Origin of the sequence: Microcoleus sp. MON2_D5, assembly GCF_036701905.1 — a bacterium.
Lineage (GTDB): Bacteria > Cyanobacteriota > Cyanobacteriia > Cyanobacteriales > Microcoleaceae > Microcoleus.
On record NZ_JAUBRM010000011.1, the window covers coordinates 50,444 to 71,129 of the forward strand.

Here is a 20,686-nt window from a genome sequence, read left to right on the forward strand (position 1 = left end):
GCGCGATCACTCCCCGAAAAACCCGGTTTGTCAAACACAACCGGGTTTTTCGATATTACAACCCATAGCCTTTGTAAGGGGCGGAATGCGCGCCCTACTGTCAATATCAAAATCCGTACCATTATTAAATCAGTCATTCCCAATCTAAAATCTAAAATCTACAATCTAAAATCGAATGACTTTCAATCCCAATAACTGTCGCAACGAAAGCGAAGTAGAAAGCAAACTCATTGTCAGCTATCTGCTACCAAAGTTAGGCTATACGCCCGACACTTGGCACCAAGAAATAGCATTTGGGAATATTCGTCTAGACTTCCTCTCCTTTGCAACCCAAGTTATCCCCATAGTTGTCGATGCAGACTCGCCGATGAGTGTAGTCATGGAGGCAAAACATCCGAAGGAAAATTTAGACCGCCACCTACGAAAACTCAATCGCTATTTAACAAGTTTGAGCATCAGCTACGGACTCATAACTAACGGTAAAGAAATTAGAATTTACCAAAGAGTAGCCGATGATATTCCGCTAGTATTTAAGTGTGCTGGACAAGACATTGAAAATAGAATTGATGAAATTATCGCTTTAATTGGCAGAGATCGTTTAAGATTTATAAAAAATCCCGATAATCTCGAACTGGAAGATAGTAAAATTAATTTGGTTAGTCCTGAGTTAGTTAGCGAAGTCCCAGTACAGCCAAAGAATCCCGCCACCGCAGAACCTGAGCCAAGTCAAATCTCTGAACCGGAACAAATACCTGAAAATTATCCAGTTAAGCCTCAAGTTAAATCCGATGTAACCGTTCCCCAAAAAAGGCAAAATAGTATGAAAGTTATTGCAGTTTACCATAACAAAGGTGGCGTGGGCAAAACTACAACAGTAGTCAATTTAGCTGCTGCGCTGAGCAAGAAAGGTAAGAGAGTCTTGGTGATAGACTTAGACAGTCAGGCTAATACAACCTTTGCGACGGGTTTAGTAAAATTTGAGGATGAAGAACAAGATGATTTGAAAGATAATAATATTCTTCAAGTTTTGCAATCAGAAGACTTTTTCTCGATTGCACAAGTAGCTCGCAAGTCTAATTTTTGCCATCCAGAAATAGATGTGGTTCCTTCCCACATTGATTTAATGCAATATGAAATGGAACTCAATCAACTAGATTACAGCCGAATGATTTTAATTCAGAAACTAGCAGAAGTACAGAATAAATATGATATTGTACTGATCGATACGCCGCCATCGTTGAATTTTTATGCTAGAGTTGCCCTAATTGCGGCCGATTATTTAATTATTCCTTCTGACTTAAAACCTTTTGCGAATCAAGGACTGATTAATGTCAAGGATTTTATTAAAAAAGTTAATGGATTCAAAAAACAAATTGGCAAGAAACCTCTAGAAGTTTTAGGCGTACTCTCTTGCAAAATCTCAACTAATAGTAAATTTGTACAGTACAGTTTGCCCAAGCGGAGGGAGGCAATTCCCAAACGCTACGGCTTTGAAATCATGGACAGCGTAATTTACGAGAGAGACGATTTAGCAAAGTGTGCAGAACAATTTCAAATCGTGGGAAATATGGAAATCGCCGATCCCATTTCAGTGCTAGACTTTAAGCCTGATTGCATCGCATCCCAAGAATTTGAAATGCTAGCACTCGAAGTTTTGGAAAAAATAGGTAAAAACTAATGAAAAAATTATCTCCGTCACTGGTTGCAGTTAAAAAAATTACATCCTCAGTACCCCGTTCAAATTTTGCCGAGGCTGATTTGGAGAAATTAGCGAGATTGATTTTAGAGTCAGGAGGATTGATTAACCCAATAATTGTCCGCCGAAACGGTATGGATGCCTACGAGATAGTAGACGGAGACTTTGAATACTATGCGGCGGCGAGAGCAAAGGAAATAGAACCTCAAAAAGGCGAGACAATCGGAGCATTCATCCTGGAAGAAGAAAATGAAGAGCTTCTCCTCAAACAACTTGAAATTCTCAGAAAAACCGCAAGCACTGAGAATAAAATTGTAAGTGAGGTTCCCCAACAGTCCTCCAGCTTTGAACAGCGGCTGACAAATATTGAAACTCGATTGGAAAACAGAATTAATGAATTGAAAGCCGAGTATACGCGGGAAAAACAGGCGCTGATAGAGAGGGTTAAAGATGTTGAAAGTCGGATTCCCAAACCTGTTCCGCTGTTGGAAGCACTAAACACTCAAGATAAATTCAAATTGGCTACAAATTTGAAAAATGCTGGCATAAAAGCTCAAACAATAGAACAAATCATCAAAGAGCGAGATTTGCAGCAGTTTGCATCTTTTGAAAATGTGTTGGAACGCATGAAAGGTAAAGGGTTAGGCGAGAAAACAATGATTAAGCTTATTGACAAGTGGCAAAAATATTTATAAGCTTTCAGCCATCTCAATTGCATTTTTGGGGCGCTCAAAGCCCGCCCGACAAAAGTTGAAAAACCCGATATGACTCGGCGGTTGAAACCCATCCTACACAAACTTTCGCCCCTCTCGCTGGAGACTAAAGAATAAAGGGGATATTAAAGCTGGCTATCGTATAAATCGAATTGCGATCGCAACTCGCAACGCCAGCCCGATCGCCCTGACGCCAAAAAAAGTAAAGATGAGTAAAGCACTGTATCCTTGGTGTCCCACAGCCAGTTAAACTCATCACAGTAGCTTTTTTAGGAATTGCAGTAACTTTTGCCGTAGCTTGCGGGGCGGGACGCCATCGCCCGGGCTGTCACCGCACAGCCAGTCACACAGTTACAGCAGCAACGCCATATCTCCCCCAGATAACCGAGTTCGATCGCAGACTGGGAAGACTCAGCCCAAGAAACCCTTTAACTTACCACGGTCTGGGTAAGGTGTTTGTCTCGCACCTTACAATTAGAGTCCTTGGGTTAGTCCTGCACCCCTTAAAACGCAGGCTGTAAAGTGCGAACATCCATAAATACCTACACACCAGATTTTAATGACAAAAGGGGACTTGTAACAAGATGGATCGATCGTCCGATCAAAACCGAATAGTTGAATATTTGCGGATTAAGCCAATTAGTCACAGTCAGATTTACACTTCCCAAATTGCAGTACCAGAGCTTCAGAAGGGCGAAATTCCTCGCGAACGTCGCGAAGCTCTCAGGAGAAGTCTGATCGAGCAAGGCAGCAATTTGATTCCTTTAATTGTACGTCGAACAGAAGCTTACAGCAACGAAGAAGAATATGAAGTTGTTTGCGGCTCAGATTGGTGTATTGTTGCTAAAGAACTCGGCATCGAGCAAATGTGGGCGTGGGTATTTGAAATGACCGACGAGGAGGTAGCTGTTGCTCAAGCAGAGATGGAACATTTAGCTCCGCAACCGACTCAGAAACCTGCACAAATTGAGACTCTACTGCAACAATTTGAGCTATCATTTCAAAAAAAGGTAGATAGTCTAACAAAACAAATAGAACAATCTGTAAAAAAAAATGAAGACCTGCTAAAAAAGCACGTAAAAGCTCTAACTGAGCAGAATTTTGAGCGTAACCAAATAGAACAGATTAAGCATTTGCTCGAACAAGTGGAAAAAGCATTTCATGAAAAGGTAGATAAAATGGCTAAAAAAATTGAACAATCGAGCAGCAACCTTCCGCCAACATCGGCTGTTATTTCTGAGGTAAATCTTGAAGGTGCTTTGAGACAGTTGGATGAACTGGAAAGACTGCTGTCAATAAAATTAGAACGCACAGTCCAAACAATTAATCAGTTTGTTTCCGAAGCCATTGAAGACGTAGAAAATGACCTGAAAAATCAAATTGAAACGCTCCGCGGCCAACTGGGAGCCGCAGCGACTAACTCAGAAAGACAGCCCGAGGTACAGCCGAAGAAGCAGTCAAAAACACAGTCGAAGAAGCAGTCGAAAGCACAGCAGAAACCTCAGCTACCGCAGTTGCAGTTAGAGTTGCCGTTTCCGTCCCCCTCCCCAGAAGAAGACTACGAAAGTCTTTCGCTGAGACGGTTGAAGGCGATCGGCAAAGACAGGAAAGTGCGGGGCTACGCGCGCATGAAACGACCGGAAATTCTGGAGGCTCTCAGACAAGCTGACGGCAGATAAAAGGGTAGTTGCTAATAGTTAAAAACTAATTATTGGCTGTTCGATCGCGTTTTTGGGCAAAAAGCGCGATCGGGCTTTCAGAATCGTCCTCGGCAGAGATATGAAAAGCTTGCTAAAATAGACACAAAACCTCTTACTCCTCACCAAGCAGCCATGTCCGCAACCGCAGAATTAGCTACTACCCAAGAGATACTAGAACAAGAGATACCAGAAAATGTTATCTTTCCTTCAGGCGATTTATACAGTGACGAATCTCCCGTGGAAACAGAACTGCATCTCCGACAAATAATCCTACTCCTCAACTGTCTAGAATGGCTGTGGCGAGATAGAAACAATTTTTATGCTGCTGGAAACCTCACCATTTATTACAGTCCCAAGCAACTCAAATCGAAAGACTTCCGAGGCCCAGACTTTTTTGTGGTACTCGGAACTGAACGAAAAACTCGGAAAAGCTGGGTAGTTTGGGAAGAAGAGGGAAAGTACCCCAATATTATCGTTGAAATCCTGTCTCCCAAAACAGCGGATATAGACAAAAACTTTAAAAGACAACTCTATCAAGATACTTTTCGCACTCACGACTACTTTTGGTTTGACCCAGAAACTTTAGAATTAGCTGGGTTTCATTTAGTTGACGGGGAATATGAACCAATTGCACCGAACGAATTCGGACATCTGCGGAGTCAGCAGCTCGATTTGAGTCTCGGAATTTGTGGCGGAAAATTGCGTTTCTTTACCGCAGAAGGAGAGCTTGTCCCTACTCCTGAAGAGGTTGCAGAAAGGGAGACTGAACGAGCCGACGAAGAGGCTCAACGAGCCGGACAAGAAGCTCAACGAGCCGATCGCCTGGCCGCGAAACTGCGAGAATTAAATATTGATCCCGATACAATTTAGCGATCGTCCTTTTTATTCTAAGTTTCTGTATTGTAAGCGCGTTTAGGCGATCGCATATCCCGTATGTTGCCGAACATGATATGGATGAAACCCTAAAACTATCTTGTCTTTAGGCACTCCTAATTCTACAAGTTCTGCGGTAATTCCCGTTTCTATACCATCTTGTTGAATCCAGATTTTTCCGTCGATAATTTCGACATGAACGATACAATCGTGAATTCTTTGAGGCCCTTGCCAGCCTTCGTGCATCAGTAAAAAATTGTTTTGTTCGCGGTCAACAATAACGCTGCTTTTAATTTCTCCGTATTGGTAGGGAATCTGGGCATAACTATCTAAGATTTTCTGAATAAATCCGCGATATTCATCTAGTCTATCCATCTGACAACTGTCTCCTTTAATGAATCAAAAACTATTAATTTAAATCTCTTTTTTTCTAACAAAACCTGCCCGATAGGTTCCGAAAAAATTTGTGCATAAACTTCTGCACGGATTGCCAGATATATTATCCGTTCAGGTTCCGAGCGCTCTAGAATATCTTCATAGACAATATACTGTCCAACAGCTTCTTCTAAGTCATGAACGGGTGAAGCACTTACGAAACTTTTTACTTCTACAGCAATTTTGCGACCTTGCTTTTCGGCAGCAAATAGTTTTTCTGCACCCAAATCGACGTTGAGAGTACGTTTGCCAATTTTTAAGGGTAGCGGATCGTTTGTTATCGTCCACCCGTCTTTTTCTAGAGCTGTTCTGACAGTATTGTGGTAGATGTCTTTTGCTGGCATATTTTAAGCTGAACCATCAAATCTCACCCTAATTATAGAATAACATAAGACTTTGGAAAACTGATAGCTCATCAATTCAAACTACTTACTGCCGCGTGTATCTGTGCTTCACCCCAATCGGAAAATACTCCGCATCGCCCATCTCCGTTAATGTCACTACAGGTAACTGATATTCGGGCGGCACATAATTAGCAAATTCGCTGTTTAGCCGCCGCAATTGCGCGAGAATTGAAGATGCGATCGCCTGCTTCATCTCCTCGTCGCCATCCACCCCCGCTGCTAATTCCACAACCACCGATAAAAACCGATTTTGATCGGCATTTTCCTTGACTTGCAGCACAAATTTTCCAGTCACCCATTCCCGAATGGTGGGAACTTCTAAACCTACGGTGACATTTTCCGGGTAAATGTTGGCACCGAAGTAGGAAACGGTAAAGTGCGATCGCCCGAATACATAGACAAATGGCAAGCAGCGAATTCCTCTGGGGAAATCAGAAACTTTCATACCTGCTGCTTGCTGCAAACGTGCCACAGGGTTAAATCCCCATTCAGCCAAAAAATTGAGCATTGCTTCGTAACAAATTAAACCGCCGTTATCCGAGATGTGATAGCGTATTAGCGGGATGCCATTGTCGCCCGAAAATAACAGCGTGCCGTCATTATTCACTTCAAAAAAGCGACTTTTCGGATCGTACTGCACCAGCGTTGGCAACCGCGATTCCCCGAATAAATTGCGTGCTGCTTCCGGCTTCTTTGCTAAAAAGCGGCGGATGCAAATGCTCAGCGGTGTCTCGTTGCCCAAAACGCCCGCATCCGCAGTACCGTAAAGGCTCGCAGAGTTGTAATATAGATTGTCAGAATTAGTGCGATCGCTCACCAAACTCCGCCATTCTTCGCTAAACACTTCCCCGGCAAACACCATCTTAATTCGATATTTTTGCCACTCCACACCCCCAGCAATTCCGCTATCAATCACATCCTTGATAAATGGCGGATATCCCAACAAAACTACTTGCTCAAAATGCTCCCCAAGTTCCTGCACAACTCGGAATATTTCAGTCTTATTATTCCCGGGCGTCACAACTGTAACTGGATAGCCCTTACTCGCTAGATAGCGGCAGCAATTTGCCGTGTACATTCCGCCTACCCAAGTTCCCAACGCAAAGCAAATCACAGCTAAAGTTGAGCGATTGTCCGCGTAAAAACTGTCGTGAAATATTTGTTCAAAACGAGCAGCTATTTGCAACTCGTCACTGATAAAACGCGGCCAAAATGTCGGGCTTCCTGTCGAACCAGATGAAACAGCAATGAAATCGCAAGTTTCTAATTTCCCCTCGTAACACAACTGAGGTAGCGGGTGACAGCGTAAATAATTCTCTTTGGTAATTAGCGGTAATTTTTGAAAGTCTTCAAAGGTTTGAATTGAAGCGGGATTGATGTTAAGTGCAGCTAGGAAAGTCTGGTAAGCTGGTACTGTGGCCGCGACTTTTTGAAAAAGCGCGATCGCCCCGGATTCGGCAACTCGACTCTGCTGGTGTTGCAATCGTTCCTCAAGCGGCGCCCTCAAAAACTCTTCAAACCCCCCAATTGCTCGCTGACGCTGTTCTGGCTGCATGATTTGCTCCTTAAAATGCGTATTTTGCACCTCGATCGCTCAAGATTCAATTAGTAGCGCTAACGCCCGATCGCACATTGGGCTGGACACTAAAAATTTGAACACATTTTGAGATCCATCGAAAATATGGCGCAGTGGATAAACTTCAATAGCACGAAACCGCTGTTTTCACAATAACCACAGGGGATAGCCAAGCTGCCGATCGACTAATAAACACTGACACACTATGTCAAGATTAATTCAGCGATCGCCCAAAACTCCTAGTCTCAGTCAAGCGTGAAAATCCGACGCAGCAAGTTCCAATGAACAATCCCATCTACCCCGGCATAACTCTCAACAACCACTACCGCATCGTCCGCGAATTGGGACACGGAGGCTTCGGGCGCACCTACCTCGCTGAAGATGCCCACCGATTTAACGAACCCTGCGTTTTAAAAGAATTTGCGCCCCAAGTACATGGAAGTTACGCTTTACAAAAATCAGAGGAACTGTTCGAGCGGGAAGCAGGAGTGCTCTACAAGCTGCAACACAATCAAATCCCCCGCTTTCGCGAACTCTTCCGCGTCAGTATCAGCGATCGAGGCTACCTATTTCTCGTCCAAGACTACGTGCCCGGCCAAACCTACCGCTTCCTGCTCGACGCTCGCAAGCGTCAGGGTTTGCGGTTCATAGAAGCAGAAATCAATCAACTGCTGCTCCAGATTTTGCCAGTGCTCGAATACATTCACTCTTTGGGAGTGCTTCACCGCGACATCTCCCCCGACAACCTGATTCTGCGGAGTTCTGACGGAATGCCAGTGCTCATCGACTTCGGCGGAGTAAAACAAGTCGCCGCCACCGTAGAGTCTCTTTTCGCTGAGGCTAACGGCGCTCCCGGCCCCGCGACTCGCATCGGCAAGCTCGGCTACGCTCCCGTCGAACAGATGCAGATGGGCATTGTCTCTCCCCACAGCGATTTGTACGCTCTGGCGGCCACGGTTTTGGTGTTGCTGACTGGGAAGGAACCGCATCAGTTGCTCGACAGCCAAACGCTGAATTGGAACTGGCGGGCGGAATGTTCTCTGTCTCCGAATTTGTCCATGGTGCTGGATAAAATGCTTGCTCAACAGCCGAGCCAGCGTTACTCCTCAGCTCGCGAGGTAATGCTTGCTCTCTCCGGCAATCCGCCTTTACAGCCACCTTTGCCACCAGCCCCGGATTTTGGGATCACGCAGCCGCCGGATTTCTCGCCTATACCCGTGCCCGCCCCCACGCCAAAACTGCCGGGAACTCCGGTGCGAGTTGCTGCTATTGGCAATCAGCAAAAAATGCCTGCTTGGAAAATGGTTTTGTTCGTGGTGGCGGTGCTCTCAAGTATGGGGGGAGTTGGCTGGTTGGCGGGCAATTCTTTGTTAAATCTACAATCAAAAGTGCAGAAAGTTCCCCAGCCTCCAAACCCGAAGCAGCAGCAAGAAGATGCTTTGCAAGATCGCTTTGTAAAGCTCAAAATTGACGATCGATTCTATAACGGTTACGTCAACCTTGTGGACGAGACTTTCTATGCCAAATACCCGGAATTGGGGGGACGATTGTTAAAAGAAGGCGAGGAAGATCGCCAGTGGCGCGAAAGGTGGCAGAAAATCGGCGACGAGTTGCTCGACAAGCTGGAAAATCTCAGCAGCGACGCTAGAGCGCGGTTGGGCACTTACGACACCACAGATATCGATCGCTGGAAAAGTGAGGTTAACAACCTGAATTTGAGCAGTCGGGCTCTCTACGATTTGGCTGATGCTAGGTTCTTTTATTGGTTTCCACAACAGCGGCGCGATCGCAATCTCATTGGTTTGCCGATCGGACAAATTTGGCAAGCCATTACCGCCGACGAACTCGAAGCCTTACAAGCTGGAGCAACTATCGAAAGCGTTGAATTTGACCGCCTATCGAACAGCAAACGCCTCACAGGCAATCTCAAACCCGGAGAAGGGAAAGCTTACATTGCCAGGTTCGCTCAAAATCAAACTTTGCGCGTGAATTTGCAAGCACCGCGCAAATCTACCCTACTGTCAATTTATACTCCGGGGCGGACAAAGGGCGCGCGAGCTTTGCTGGAAGATGCAGAGGGGCTTAGTTGGTCTGGATTGCTGGATGATGCTGGTTATTATGAATTCGTGGTAGTTTCTCAAGCATCTGAGCCGATCGCTTACGAGTTGAACCTGACGGCGGAATAACTGCTATTGACGCTCTCTATCCACCCAGGCAATAATAAGGTAATACCAATCAGACAAGTTGTCGGGTTCAAACAAAGAATATGCTGAGATTCGCGATCGTAGCTTTAGTGACTTTTGGGTTAGTATTAGTGACTGCACTAGGTTTACATCCGGCCAATGCGACAGTCAGCACTCCCGAATTTTATGCTTGGAACTTTGCCTCTGTAGGCAGTAGCGAGCTGGTTTGTAAAAAGACCGTGGTAGTTCCGCAAGACCGGATAATTCCGTCATCATCCATGCACGCTGTCACTATCAATTCTGCAATTGTAGATGAAAAGTTTTGCGCGAATTCCACTAAGCCTGTGAATTAAGGTCGTGGATAATATGATTTCCGGTTAGAGAAGCATAATTAAGTTCTCCGTTAGTCGATTTGAGAGTTGAGATTTTAGATTCACTTCACAGATGAATCTGGCAGGTTGAACCTTAATCTAAAATTTTTATCTCTCCACGACTGTTGTCTGAAAGCAAGTATCCTTTTTTGGGCGCGCTCAGGACTCTGCCTCCTGATTCATCCATTGAGATAAGACTATAGTTGTCAGTACAAATACAGACTAATTATGAATAATTAACCGGAAATCATATAAGTGATTGCCGGATTAATTTCCGGCATCCGCGCACTTAAACTGTTAGCTGAAATTTTTTTTATGAGAAATCTCGGCTATTTTGTAATAAAAGTTTATTCAACGATTCGGGCGCAACAGTTTTCTGCTCTTGAAAAAGATCGAAATCTTCCCTATTTGGGCAGTTATTTGATTGTGACTTAAGAACCGAGGTGAAATATTCAGCCATTTGGCTTATCATTTATTGGCTAATTAGCTGAAGTATTAATTTGCTAGTTTGAGTATGCTAGAGTTAGTCAGGTTCAGATATATAGTGCCATCTGTTATCTAAGTATCATGCTCAAAATTTTGGTGATTGAAGACGACGAATTAATCCGGGAAACTCTTCTGCAACTCCTGGAATCTCACAGCTACCGGGTCATTGCGGCTGAAAACGGTCGAGCTGGGGTGCAGATGGCACTTTCGGAGATACCCGATTTAATTTTGTGCGATGTGCAGATGCCGGAACTCGACGGTTATGACGTGTTGCGGACTCTGCGGCAAAACTCGCTAGCTGCAACAATTCCATTTATTTTCCTCACGGCTCAAAGTGATAAAACCGATTTTCGTCGGGGGATGGATTTGGGGGCAGACGATTACCTGACAAAACCGTTTACCAAGGCTGAATTGCTGGGAGCCATTGCTTCTCGCGTCTTGAAACGGCAAACTATTACTCAACCGCTGACAGTCGCGCTTCACCAAGCAGAAGCCAGACTCAAAGATTTAGTTAACGACTCCACCAAGGTTACGACTCTCTCTCCTGAAAAGTTTGCTCTCGAAGCTTTGCTGCGCCACGCTTTGGCACAAGGTGAGTTTCAGGTATACTATCAGCCACAAGTGAATATTGCTACCGGCCAAGTTATCGGCGCTGAAGCTTTAGTGCGCTGGCAAAATCCCGATCGAGGTATAATTTCTCCCGTCGAATTTATTCCCTTAGCAGAAGAAACAGGTTTAATTATTCAGATTGGGGAGTGGGTACTGCTTTCAGCTTGCGCTCAAGCCGCTAGTTGGGTGGCTGCAGGGTTTTCGCCCTTTACAATATCAGTAAATTTGTCTGCGCGACAGTTGTCAGACCCGGAACTCAAGGCGCGAATCGTGCAAATATTGGAAACTACAGGTTTAGATCCTGCTAATTTAGAATTAGAAATGACCGAAAGCGCTTTGGTGGAAAATGCGACAGTAGCAGGCGCTACTTTAAACGAACTTAAAGCTCTAGGAATTCGGATTGCTATTGACGACTTCGGCACCGGTTACGCTACTTTAGGATATCTCAAGCAATTTGCTTTTGACAGTTTAAAGATCGATCGAATTTTCGTCCGTAATGCCAACGAAGATACTCAAAATGCTGCTATTACTACAGCAGTAATTTTACTGGGTCACAGTTTGAATATGACTGTAATTGCTGAGGGAGTGGAAACAGAAGCAGAACTAGATTTTTTGAAACAACATCAGTGTGATATCATGCAGGGCTATCTGTTCAGCCGCCCCGAACCAGCAGCGATAATTGAAAGTATGTTGGTTGCCGGCCCGAGTTTGTTCGCGCCGTCCCCAGCAGCAGGACCTGCTGGCGTTGTCCCTTTTGTACCTGTGTCCGAACCCGAAAAATCTAAAAACCTTTCAATGTCGGGTCTAGGAATAGTGTAAGTGTCACCAAGATTTCTGTATAATAGGATAAAATTCTTTCTTTTACCTTCTATTTTCTGCATAAAAGTTGACGCTACCTCATAAAAAGTTGTAGCTTTTGATGATCGGCGAATCAAAGAAGGAGATTGTTCCCTATATTCCTCTACTGCTTCCCCTTTTATGCGATCGGCGCCCCTAATTGGACTATTTGAGAAATTGTGGCGTCTTGAAATTGCGAGCCTTTATTAAGTGGCAGCAGGTAAACTCATTTAAGTTCCTACTTTGGGACTGGCAGTTTCAAGAACTGTCCAACTGGAATTGGTGCAAGCCTGTCATGGAAAGAATATTAGTGGTTGACGACGAAGCAGACTGTCAAACAGTCTTAGCAATGTACCTGGAAAGTCAAGGATATCGGGTGGAATGCGCTAATTCAGGGGTTGAGGCGCTCTCGATTTTTGAAAATGCCCCCCCAGATTTGGTAATTTCAGATGTCATGATGCCGGAAATGGACGGGTTTGAGTTTTGTCGCCGTTTGCGAACTACCCGTTTGGGACAGTTAGTCCCCTTTATATTTTTGTCGGGTCAAGGCGAGTTGGAGTCAAAAGTTGAAGGTCATTCGATCGGAGCTGACGATTATTTGGTAAAACCTTTTCAGTCTGAAGAAATCTTAGCTAAGGTAAAAGCGCAGTTAGAGCGCTCTCACCGCATTCACGCCGAGATTGTCCGACTGCTTCAAACTTCTAGCAGGGCGGTGGAACCACAAGTGGTGGCAGTATTGCCAGCACCTGCACCTTTGCCTTTAACACCAGCCGAGGAAAGAGTTTTTTGGGAAGTAATCCAGGGTTATACTAACAAACAAATTAGCGATCGGCTGTTTATTAGCCCCCGGACTGTGCAAGCTCATTTAGGCAGTATTTTCAGTAAATTACAGTTAGAAAATCGTGCCCAGCTTGTGAGATTTGCCCTAGAAAGAGGATACAAACCACCTCAAACTTAGCTCGGAGATCAACATAGGGTGCGCCAGCCAGTCAGTGGATTTTAGATTTTAGATTTTAGATTTTAGATTTTAGATTTACTCTAGAGATTCATCTGGGAGCTGGAACTTTAGTCTAAAATTTTGATCTTTCCACGGCTAAAGTCGGGGGCTTCTATCCGTTTTTGGGCGGCATCAAAAAGCCCCGTAGCTGCAAAAAAAATGGAGGCTGACGCACTCAGCAAGCAGATTATTCCACATTGAAAACACAATAAGGAAAATTAGTTATCACGCAAACCCCTGACCCCAAATTCGTACCTCGCAAGTTGGCACGTTGCAAATCAGCCTGCCGCACGTTATTCGCCGCATCAATATTTGTCCCCGTCAATTGAGCCCCAGGAAGTCTAGTATTTGACAAAATAGCATTCTGCAAATTAGTATCGCGCACATCGGCGAAAGACATATCGGCTCCGCTTAAATTTGCACGATGCAAATTAACTCTAAACAACAGCGATCGCCTCAAATCGGCATTCGACAAATTAGCTTGCAGCAGATAAGCTTCCCCCAGATTCGCATTAAAAAGTTTAGCACCGCCCAAATCCGCACTCGTCAGATTCGCTCGCCCCAAAAAAGCATTAGACAAATCCGCATTTCGCAGATTAGCCCCCTTCAATTCAGCACCGTACATCTCGGCATTAACTAAGTTAGCATTTGCCAAATTAGCATCACTTAAATCCGCTTCTAGCAAATTAGCTTCATAGAGATTTGCTCCGCTTAAATCCGCTCCTCTTAAATTAGCTCTGTACAAGCTAGCCTTGAACAAATCAGCATTTCTCAAGTCACAGCCCTCGCACTCTTTACTTTCCAGCAATTGCCTAACATGATCTGGATTTTGAGCTTTAACGGGATCTGGCAGCCCAAACAAAGCTAAACAGGCCGTTACAGTTGCCAAGAGTTTAAGTTTCACAAACAAACCTCACTGCTACTTCAAACAAATTATACTAGCAAACTGTAGACTTTAAACCGATATCCTTTATCCTTCTCTCTTTTCTCTTGCTCTGCATTCTCTGCGCCCTCTGCGGTAAATCTTCAAAAACATGATTCGCAGCCCAGGATTTAGACCTGCTTCCAGCAAGGCGGGCAAAGCCCGCCCTACTTAACTTAATTAAGCTTCATCTAAAGCAGCAACACCAGGCAATTCCTTACCTTCGAGCAGCTCCAAACTAGCACCGCCACCAGTAGAAATGTGGCTCATTTGTTCACCTAAATTCAACTGTTCCACAGCCGCCACCGAGTCACCACCACCGATAATTGTGGTAGTACCAGTTTTAGTAAGTCCAGCCAAAGAATGAGCGATTCCTTCAGTTCCCACAGCAAACTTCTCCATCTCAAACACGCCCATCGGCCCGTTCCAGATTACAGTTTTGCAATCGGCCAAAGCATCTTGGAAAGTTTTCACAGAATCGGGGCCAATATCCAAACCCATCCAACCGTCGGGGATGCTTTCAACTGAGACAGTTTGAGTGTTAGCATCAGCAGCAAACTTGTCAGCAACTACCACATCAGTAGGTAACAGAAAAGTAACTCCCCGTTCCTTCGCCTTAGCTTCCAAAGACTTAGCCAATTCCAGCTTGTCCTCTTCCACCAAAGACTTGCCAACGCTCAAACCGCGAGCTTTGTAGAACGTGAAAACCATGCCACCGCCCAACAGCAGTTTGTCGCACTTTTCGAGCAGTTTTTCAATGACTCCAATCTTGCTGGAAACCTTAGAACCGCCGATAATAGCCGCTAAAGGACGCTGAGGATTGTCGATCGCACTGCCGAGATATTGCAGTTCCTTCTCCATCAAAAACCCAGCCACAGAAGGACTCAGATACTTAGTAACGCCCTCTGTAGAAGCGTGAGCCCGGTGAGCCGTACCAAAAGCATCGTTGACATACAAATCGGCCACAGAGGCTAAATTCTTAGCAAATTCCGGGTCGTTGGCTTCCTCCTCTGGGTAGAAGCGCACATTTTCTAGCAAAACCACATCGCCATCTTGCATCGCGGCGACTGTAGCAGCGACTTCATCGCCGATGCAGTCATCAGTCTTTTTGACTTCTTTACCCAACAATTCCGACAGCCGTTTAGCAACCGGTGTCAAGCGCAACTTCTCCGTCACACCCTTGGGACGGCCGAAGTGGCTGCACAAAATGACCTTAGCGCCTTTGGACGCTAAATCTTGAATTGTCGGCAGAGCCGCCCGGATGCGAGTATCATCGGTGATATTGCCGTTGTCGAGCGGCACGTTAAAGTCCGCCCGCACCAGTACCCGTTTGCCCGATAAGTCCGATGCCGATAAATTTGCTACAGTTTTTTTTGTCACAGGATTAACCTCCTAATATGTGTGTTTTTGTGGAATTCCGTTGAAATGGCGGCACTGGTCACTTGCACTTGGGCCTCGGACGCATTCAACCGCGTCCGTACAAAAAACGGAAGATGAAACAAACGGCACTGATTGGCTCAACGTAAACATTTTATCGGAGTCCGCGTCCCGGAGATGCGCAGTATGTTCAAGACTGTCTTATTTCCTGTAGATCAAAGCCGAGAAGCCCGCGAAGCTGCCGAAAAGGTGGTCAATATCGTGAAAACCTACGCCTCTCGCTTAGTTATTCTCTCGGTAGTCGAGCCCCCAGCCGAGGAGGCCGGCGCCCCGGCGCGAGAGGTGATGACTTCCCCCGAAGCCGTCGCCAAACTTCTTTCTGAGGCCCAATCGATGTTTTCCCAGCAGGGAATTGAAGCTGAAATCATCGAACGGGAAGGCAAACCTGCTTTCACGATTTGCGATGTGGCTGACGAAATTGGGGCCGATTTGATTGTGATGGGCTGTCGGGGGATGGGTTTAACCGATGAGGGGGCGTTTGACAGCGTTACCAATCGGGTGATCAATCTGTCTCCTTGTGCAGTTTTGATTGTGCCTTAAGGAAGGAAGAAGGAAGAAGGAAGAAGGAAGAAGGAAGAAGGAAGAGGGAAGAAGGAAGAAGGAAGAGGGAAGAAGGAAGACGAAATAAGGAAGAAGCCAGAAAGAAAACTCTTTCTTTTTACTTAATTTCAGCAGTGTAAGTTAGATACCTAACAGCTTACTTTTTCATTTTCCCTTTTTCATTTTTTCTTTTCCCTCTTCCCTCTTGCCTCTTCCCTCTTCCCTCCTTACTTCTTGATTCCTTACTTCCTGATTGCCTCCCTAGTTCCTTCCTTTGTGATTCTCTCTTTCCTTACACTCATCCTTCTTCCTTCTTCCTTCTTCCTTCTTCCTTCATATTATGAAAATTCACTGGTATCCCGGTCACATTGCCAAAGCGGAACGGGCATTAAAAGAACAGCTAAAGCGGGTAGATGTGGTACTCGAAGTCCGAGATGCCCGCATTCCATTGGCTACTTTTCACCCCCAAATGCCGAGCTGGGTGGGCGGCAAGGCGCGAGTCTTGGTCATCAACCGCATGGATATGATTACGCCTCGATCGCGCGAGGCGTGGGAAACATGGTTTGAGGCCCAGGGGGAAACTGCGTATTTTACCAATGCCGAGCACGGTCACGGAGTAGACGCTGTGGCGGATGCAGTGCAGAATGCTGGGGTGCAGCTAAATCAAAGAAGGTTCGATCGAGGTATGCTGCCCCGTCCAGTCCGCGCAGTGGTAATGGGATTTCCCAATGTCGGAAAATCTGCTTTAATTAATCGGCTGTTAGGGCGGAGAGTGGTAGATAGTGCTCGCAGAGCTGGAGTAACTAAATCGCTCCGATGGATTCGCATTTCTGACGAAATTGAATTATTAGACGCCCCCGGAGTGATCCCAACCCGAATTAACAATCAAGAAAATGCCATAAAATTAGCTATTTGCGAAGATATTGGTGAAGCAGCTTACGACAATCAGGTAGTAGCAGCAGCGATGGTAGATTTGCTCCGGGGGCTGCAAGCGGCGGATGAGACTTTGATATCAATATCTGGTTTCAAATCCAGGTATAAATTAGATCCAGCTTCTAGTAATGGTGAAGATTATTTGCACGAGGTAGCAAAAGACAGGTATAAAGGAGATGTCGAACGAACCGCGCGGCAGATGTTAAACGATTTTAGAACTGGTGTTTTGGGTCAACTTACTTTGGAGTTGCCGCCTGCTTGATCGGATTCGTACCCTACAACTAATCAGAAAGGGTATTCAGTAGAGAGTTGCGGGCGCTGAGAATGTGAACTTCGTCTCCTATGTGTAATATTTTTTCTGCTGCGTGAGGTGCGACTCGTGTGTTAACAATCAGCCGACTAAAGTGATTTAAATGCCCTTTTTTTACCAAGTCAGGCATGATTTCCTTCTGCTTGGCTGTTAGTATATTTTTAAAATTGGGATCGCCTGGTTTCGCCCCATAATTTCGCGTAGATAGGATATATGGCTGACCCGGATTAATAGCTTCAAATATTACTGTCCCTATTTTAAACCTAACAATTTCATCGGCTTGTGAGAAAAGTTGGTCTTCCCAAAAAGCCGGGACATCTCCTATTTCAATATTAGCTCGCAAGCGATGGCGCATCTCGTTAACGCAAACTCTCGGAAACCAAGATGCAACTTCGGCAATTGTTTCGGTACTGATAATGCTTGGCCCTGGTGCAGCGGTATTGTCGGGAAAACCTGTCAGCAAGTTTTCAATTAACTTGACGGGGAAACCGAAGTAGTTGCTCAACCAAGATTCTATTCCCGGGCGTTCTCTATCTACATGAAAAAAAAATTCTTGTTCGGTGTCTTGTATTTTCAGGCCGGCAATTCTCTTTTTGATGTCAAAGGATAAGCGTAGAAAACAGACTCCGCTGTTGCGCTTAGTGTTAACAAATTCTCCGGCTGCATCGCAGATTGCAAAAGAGCGATCGCCTTCTAGAGCTCCGCTGGCTAGAATAGTTGCTTGACTGACTGCTATGCCGTCAAGGGACTTGACCGGATAGATATGAATGCTGGCGACGTAGGACATTTCGAGCCATTGATAAATAATTGTCGTTTTAGATACATTCTAGCATCCCCTGCCGACAGAAGGATGACCGCAGTTAACAGGGTGAAATAAAATATCAAGTAAATAAAAATTGGCCACTTTTTTGAAGTTTACATTTGGTCGGAGCGGCGTGTAAAGAAAAATCAAATAATTCGGGCTAAGCTTGTGGTAGATATTATGCTATAAAATAGAAAAAATTAAACAATTGAACCGAGTTATAAGCAATGACTGAAAGCGGAAGTAGAGGCATGATTTCGAGACGTAATTTAATGTTGAAGGCTGGTGCAGGGATGCTGGCGGCAAGCTTGGCACCTGCGTTTTTACAAGCCGAAGCAGCAAAGGCCGAGGCAATCTCTGAGCTTACTCCTAACAGTGCTCTTCAGAAATTGATGGAGGGGAATCAACGCTACATTGAGCAAAAACGGACATTTCCCGACCAAGCTCGATCGCGAATTGTAGAAGTAGCACAGGGTCAACATCCGTTTGCAACCATCCTGGCTTGTTCTGATTCGCGCGTTGCTCCCGAAATTATTTTCGACCAAGGATTGGGGGATTTATTTGATATCCGAGTAGCTGGCAATTTTCTCGACGATGTGGTTCTCGGAAATATAGAATATGCGGCCTTAGAATTAGGCGTACCACTATTAGTAATTCTGGGTCACGAACGCTGCGGTGCTGTCAAAGCAGCTTTAGATGGCAAAGCTGTGCCGGGTCACATTAGCACTTTGGTGGCGGCGATTAAACCGGCAGTTGATTCCACCAATGGTCAAACAGGCGATGCGTGGGATAACGCAGTCAGAGCTAATGTGAAAATGAATGTAAATAAGTTACAATCCTCATCGCCTATTTTAGCGGAAGCACTCAAAGCTGGCAAGCTTAAAGTTGTTGGGGGCCGCTACGATTTGGATAGCGGCAAAGTAGAGATAATTGCTTGATTTTGCTGGTTGCATCTCCTATCTTGGAATATTTTTAATGAACAGGCAAGATGCCTGTTCCACAATCCGAGAATTTGATTGTAGGGTGGGCATCCTGCCCGCCCATAAAAGCCATAATTTCAGTTACATTAAACCCATTTCTTGTAGTCCCCGGCGCAGGCGTTCTGCTTCAAATGGGCGGCGCTGTTCGTGAAGGGCGATCGCTCTTTTGAATTCTGCTAAACTCTCTGGCATTTTGCCAATTTTCAGCAAGGCTACTGCCAAGTTTTGATGAGCTTCCGCGTGTTCGGGATCGATTTTTATCGCTTGTCGGTAATAGGCGATCGCATGGGCTAAATTTCCGGCTGCCTTCAGCGTCAGTCCTAAATTGTAGTGACCTGCTGCAAAATTGGGGTCAATTTTTAAAGCTGCTTTGTAAGCTTTTTCAGCAGATTTCAAATCTCCTTCCTCTTTGAGCAAATTGCCCAAATTATTGTAAGCACCCAACTTGAGGGGCGGGAACACATTTGTATTAATTGCGGCTTGATAGTGTTCTTTTGCTTTGGCAAACTGCTGCTGCTGGCGATAAGCAATTCCCAAATGATAGTTGAGTTCGTAAAGAATAGAATCATCAATGGCCGCAGCAGTCAAGCCCCTGGTTAATAGATTAATTCCGCGTCCAATTTGCCCGGTTTCTACATACAAAGCGCCTAATTTGCTACAAGCATAAGCATCGTTTGGATAATAAGCTATATAGCGTTCCATTGCTGCTTGAGCTTTTTGGAATTTACTTTTTGCGGCGATCGCATCTTTTTGATAACCAGAGTGCCAAATCGCCACATCGGGGAGAGAAGCTATTTTCCATTTTGGTTCCCTCTGCAAAATCTCAGCCACGCTGTCGTCTACCATGGCGTGGTAAGGGCGAGAAAAGCGGATATCGAGGCGATTGCGAAACAAGCGCGACACTAGGGAATAGGGAGATTGAGAGGCACCGATTTCTTGACGGATGAGATTGATTAGCAGCAGCCGATCGCTCGCAATTGCCTGCTTTATTTGAGGTTGAATCTCCGGTACCAAAACCTCATCGGCATCCAACACCAAAATCCAGTCGCCCTGCGCGTGCTTCAGACACTCATTGCGCGCCGCTGCGAAGTCGTCGCACCATTCAAACTCATAAACCCTCGCCCCGCATTCTCGGGCAATTTCACGGGTGCGATCGCCCGATCCCGTATCCACTACCACCATTTCGTCAACAACACCCTTAACGCTGTCCAAAGTCCGCGACAGTGTTGCCTCTTCATTCTTCACAATCATGCACAGAGTCAGATCCATCGGGCGCAAACTTTCCTCGTTTCACAAAATTATTGTAATTTTTTTACCAGTAAAACACAAACAGTCCCAGAAAAGATTCTCATATTTCCCTTTTGGTTTGAGCATAAGTACCTTTATTCCGTAGAAAAAGTGGGTTAACTCTTTTGAGATATTAAAAAGCCTCAAACTGGGACGATTGATGAGAAATCCTACCACTTTCGGTTCCTCCCTACGGTAGAGGTAAAGGCTCGATAGCGGTTGTTATTCTAAGAACATAAGACAAGGCACGAGAAAAGTTTAAGTATTCAGGAGAAAGAGAAATGGGAATTATTGCTTGGATCGTTTTAGGACTGATTGCCGGTGCGATCGCCAAAGCCATTTACCCGGGAACTCAAGGCGGTGGCTTTCTGGCAACAACAGGTTTAGGAATTTTGGGCGCCCTAGTGGGAGGTTATCTAGGTCAAGTCTTACTGGGGACGAGCGGGGGAGCATCCTTCGGAGCATTGACTCTACCCAGCATAGCTTTTGCAGTTGTAGGTGCGATCGTTCTACTTTTCATCTGGGGATTGTTAACTCAGCGTGCAGCATAATAAATATTGCCAATTCCCAGTAGATCGACTTTTAGGGTATTCAT

19 protein-coding genes are annotated in these 20,686 nt (G+C 45.2%); 12 read left to right on the forward strand and 7 right to left on the reverse strand.

The window, feature by feature from the left end; all coding sequences use genetic code 11:
* Nucleotides 1-175: 175 nt before the first annotated feature.
* The 4 genes from QUA47_RS06185 to QUA47_RS06200 all read left to right on the forward strand — a co-directional run bounded on the left by QUA47_RS06185 (nucleotide 176) and on the right by QUA47_RS06200 (nucleotide 4,979).
* On the forward strand, nucleotides 176-1,678 hold the full coding sequence (locus QUA47_RS06185; RefSeq protein WP_333430090.1) for an AAA family ATPase: 1,503 nt from the start codon (nucleotides 176-178) through the stop codon (nucleotides 1,676-1,678).
* Nucleotides 1,678-2,391: a ParB N-terminal domain-containing protein gene (locus tag QUA47_RS06190; RefSeq protein ID WP_333430091.1), complete on the forward strand. Its 714-nt coding sequence runs from the start codon at nucleotides 1,678-1,680 to the stop codon at nucleotides 2,389-2,391. Before QUA47_RS06185 ends, QUA47_RS06190 begins: the two co-directional genes overlap by 1 nt.
* A gap of 602 nt (nucleotides 2,392-2,993) precedes the next feature.
* Nucleotides 2,994-4,088, forward strand: a complete 1,095-nt coding sequence (locus tag QUA47_RS06195; RefSeq protein WP_333430092.1) for a Rho termination factor (modular protein) — start codon at nucleotides 2,994-2,996, stop codon at nucleotides 4,086-4,088.
* 153 nt (nucleotides 4,089-4,241) lie between these two features.
* Complete coding sequence (locus QUA47_RS06200; RefSeq protein ID WP_333284082.1) at nucleotides 4,242-4,979, forward strand: Uma2 family endonuclease; 738 nt, start codon at nucleotides 4,242-4,244, stop codon at nucleotides 4,977-4,979.
* A 42-nt stretch (nucleotides 4,980-5,021) separates the two neighbouring features.
* Here the strand turns inward: QUA47_RS06200 and QUA47_RS06205 are convergent, their stop codons facing one another.
* The 3 genes from QUA47_RS06205 to QUA47_RS06215 all read right to left on the reverse strand — a co-directional run bounded on the left by QUA47_RS06205 (nucleotide 5,022) and on the right by QUA47_RS06215 (nucleotide 7,376).
* Nucleotides 5,022-5,357 (reverse strand): XisI protein, encoded by a 336-nt coding sequence (locus QUA47_RS06205; RefSeq protein ID WP_333402149.1) that lies wholly within the window; start codon nucleotides 5,355-5,357, stop codon nucleotides 5,022-5,024.
* Nucleotides 5,345-5,761: an element excision factor XisH family protein gene (locus tag QUA47_RS06210; RefSeq protein ID WP_333402148.1), complete on the reverse strand. Its 417-nt coding sequence runs from the start codon at nucleotides 5,759-5,761 to the stop codon at nucleotides 5,345-5,347. Before QUA47_RS06210 ends, QUA47_RS06205 begins: the two co-directional genes overlap by 13 nt.
* Before the next feature lie 85 nt (nucleotides 5,762-5,846).
* Nucleotides 5,847-7,376 carry a phenylacetate--CoA ligase family protein gene (locus QUA47_RS06215; RefSeq protein WP_333430093.1) on the reverse strand — a complete coding sequence of 510 codons (1,530 nt, stop codon included), beginning with the start codon at nucleotides 7,374-7,376 and terminating at the stop codon, nucleotides 5,847-5,849.
* Between the two features lie 302 nt (nucleotides 7,377-7,678).
* Here QUA47_RS06215 and QUA47_RS06220 point away from each other — a divergent pair, with 302 nt between their 5' ends.
* The 4 genes from QUA47_RS06220 to QUA47_RS06235 all read left to right on the forward strand — a co-directional run bounded on the left by QUA47_RS06220 (nucleotide 7,679) and on the right by QUA47_RS06235 (nucleotide 12,841).
* Nucleotides 7,679-9,583, forward strand: coding sequence for a serine/threonine-protein kinase (locus QUA47_RS06220; protein ID WP_333430094.1), 1,905 nt, complete (start codon nucleotides 7,679-7,681; stop codon nucleotides 9,581-9,583).
* Between the two features lie 80 nt (nucleotides 9,584-9,663).
* Nucleotides 9,664-9,933, forward strand: coding sequence for a hypothetical protein (locus tag QUA47_RS06225; protein WP_333216588.1), 270 nt, complete (start codon nucleotides 9,664-9,666; stop codon nucleotides 9,931-9,933).
* A 585-nt stretch (nucleotides 9,934-10,518) separates the two neighbouring features.
* Nucleotides 10,519-11,865, forward strand: a complete 1,347-nt coding sequence (locus tag QUA47_RS06230; protein WP_333284068.1) for an EAL domain-containing response regulator — start codon at nucleotides 10,519-10,521, stop codon at nucleotides 11,863-11,865.
* Nucleotides 11,866-12,178: 313 nt separating this feature from the next.
* Nucleotides 12,179-12,841, forward strand: a complete 663-nt coding sequence (locus tag QUA47_RS06235; RefSeq protein ID WP_333284143.1) for a response regulator — start codon at nucleotides 12,179-12,181, stop codon at nucleotides 12,839-12,841.
* Nucleotides 12,842-13,067: 226 nt separating this feature from the next.
* On the opposite strand, the gene QUA47_RS06240 is transcribed toward QUA47_RS06235, so the two are convergent.
* The gene (locus QUA47_RS06240; RefSeq protein WP_333430095.1) at nucleotides 13,068-13,784 is read right to left on the reverse strand and encodes a pentapeptide repeat-containing protein; all 717 of its coding nucleotides are present in this window, start codon (nucleotides 13,782-13,784) and stop codon (nucleotides 13,068-13,070) included.
* A 198-nt stretch (nucleotides 13,785-13,982) separates the two neighbouring features.
* The gene (locus tag QUA47_RS06245; protein ID WP_333216594.1) at nucleotides 13,983-15,182 is read right to left on the reverse strand and encodes a phosphoglycerate kinase; all 1,200 of its coding nucleotides are present in this window, start codon (nucleotides 15,180-15,182) and stop codon (nucleotides 13,983-13,985) included.
* Nucleotides 15,183-15,365: 183 nt separating this feature from the next.
* Between QUA47_RS06245 and QUA47_RS06250 the strand changes: the two genes are divergently transcribed.
* Entirely contained in the window at nucleotides 15,366-15,779 is a 414-nt protein-coding gene (locus tag QUA47_RS06250; protein WP_333216596.1) for a universal stress protein, read from the forward strand.
* Nucleotides 15,780-16,119: 340 nt separating this feature from the next.
* Nucleotides 16,120-16,974 (forward strand): ribosome biogenesis GTPase YlqF, encoded by an 855-nt coding sequence (gene ylqF, locus QUA47_RS06255; protein ID WP_333430096.1) that lies wholly within the window; start codon nucleotides 16,120-16,122, stop codon nucleotides 16,972-16,974.
* Nucleotides 16,975-16,993: 19 nt separating this feature from the next.
* Here ylqF and QUA47_RS06260 read toward each other — a convergent pair whose 3' ends face one another.
* Nucleotides 16,994-17,809: an MOSC N-terminal beta barrel domain-containing protein gene (locus tag QUA47_RS06260; protein ID WP_333430097.1), complete on the reverse strand. Its 816-nt coding sequence runs from the start codon at nucleotides 17,807-17,809 to the stop codon at nucleotides 16,994-16,996.
* A 266-nt stretch (nucleotides 17,810-18,075) separates the two neighbouring features.
* Here QUA47_RS06260 and QUA47_RS06265 point away from each other — a divergent pair, with 266 nt between their 5' ends.
* Nucleotides 18,076-18,762: a carbonic anhydrase gene (locus QUA47_RS06265; protein ID WP_445302486.1), complete on the forward strand. Its 687-nt coding sequence runs from the start codon at nucleotides 18,076-18,078 to the stop codon at nucleotides 18,760-18,762.
* 123 nt (nucleotides 18,763-18,885) lie between these two features.
* On the opposite strand, the gene QUA47_RS06270 is transcribed toward QUA47_RS06265, so the two are convergent.
* Entirely contained in the window at nucleotides 18,886-20,073 is a 1,188-nt protein-coding gene (locus QUA47_RS06270) for a tetratricopeptide repeat protein (protein ID WP_333430099.1), read from the reverse strand.
* Between the two features lie 299 nt (nucleotides 20,074-20,372).
* On the opposite strand from QUA47_RS06270, the gene QUA47_RS06275 reads away from it, so the two are divergent.
* Nucleotides 20,373-20,642, forward strand: a complete 270-nt coding sequence (locus QUA47_RS06275) for a GlsB/YeaQ/YmgE family stress response membrane protein (protein WP_333037423.1) — start codon at nucleotides 20,373-20,375, stop codon at nucleotides 20,640-20,642.
* Nucleotides 20,643-20,686: the final 44 nt, after the last annotated feature.

Coding starts and splice junctions, on each gene's coding strand:
- QUA47_RS06185 (WP_333430090.1), top strand. CDS start 176: ATGACTTTCAATCCCAATAACTGTCGCAACGAAAGCGAAGTAGAAAGC.
- QUA47_RS06190 (WP_333430091.1), top strand. CDS start 1,678: ATGAAAAAATTATCTCCGTCACTGGTTGCAGTTAAAAAAATTACATCC.
- QUA47_RS06195 (WP_333430092.1), top strand. CDS start 2,994: ATGGATCGATCGTCCGATCAAAACCGAATAGTTGAATATTTGCGGATT.
- QUA47_RS06200 (WP_333284082.1), top strand. CDS start 4,242: ATGTCCGCAACCGCAGAATTAGCTACTACCCAAGAGATACTAGAACAA.
- QUA47_RS06205 (WP_333402149.1), bottom strand. CDS start 5,357: ATGGATAGACTAGATGAATATCGCGGATTTATTCAGAAAATCTTAGAT.
- QUA47_RS06210 (WP_333402148.1), bottom strand. CDS start 5,761: ATGCCAGCAAAAGACATCTACCACAATACTGTCAGAACAGCTCTAGAA.
- QUA47_RS06215 (WP_333430093.1), bottom strand. CDS start 7,376: ATGCAGCCAGAACAGCGTCAGCGAGCAATTGGGGGGTTTGAAGAGTTT.
- QUA47_RS06220 (WP_333430094.1), top strand. CDS start 7,679: ATGAACAATCCCATCTACCCCGGCATAACTCTCAACAACCACTACCGC.
- QUA47_RS06225 (WP_333216588.1), top strand. CDS start 9,664: ATGCTGAGATTCGCGATCGTAGCTTTAGTGACTTTTGGGTTAGTATTA.
- QUA47_RS06230 (WP_333284068.1), top strand. CDS start 10,519: ATGCTCAAAATTTTGGTGATTGAAGACGACGAATTAATCCGGGAAACT.
- QUA47_RS06235 (WP_333284143.1), top strand. CDS start 12,179: ATGGAAAGAATATTAGTGGTTGACGACGAAGCAGACTGTCAAACAGTC.
- QUA47_RS06250 (WP_333216596.1), top strand. CDS start 15,366: ATGTTCAAGACTGTCTTATTTCCTGTAGATCAAAGCCGAGAAGCCCGC.
- ylqF (WP_333430096.1), top strand. CDS start 16,120: ATGAAAATTCACTGGTATCCCGGTCACATTGCCAAAGCGGAACGGGCA.
- QUA47_RS06260 (WP_333430097.1), bottom strand. CDS start 17,809: ATGTCCTACGTCGCCAGCATTCATATCTATCCGGTCAAGTCCCTTGAC.
- QUA47_RS06265 (WP_445302486.1), top strand. CDS start 18,076: ATGATTTCGAGACGTAATTTAATGTTGAAGGCTGGTGCAGGGATGCTG.
- QUA47_RS06270 (WP_333430099.1), bottom strand. CDS start 20,073: ATGGATCTGACTCTGTGCATGATTGTGAAGAATGAAGAGGCAACACTG.
- QUA47_RS06275 (WP_333037423.1), top strand. CDS start 20,373: ATGGGAATTATTGCTTGGATCGTTTTAGGACTGATTGCCGGTGCGATC.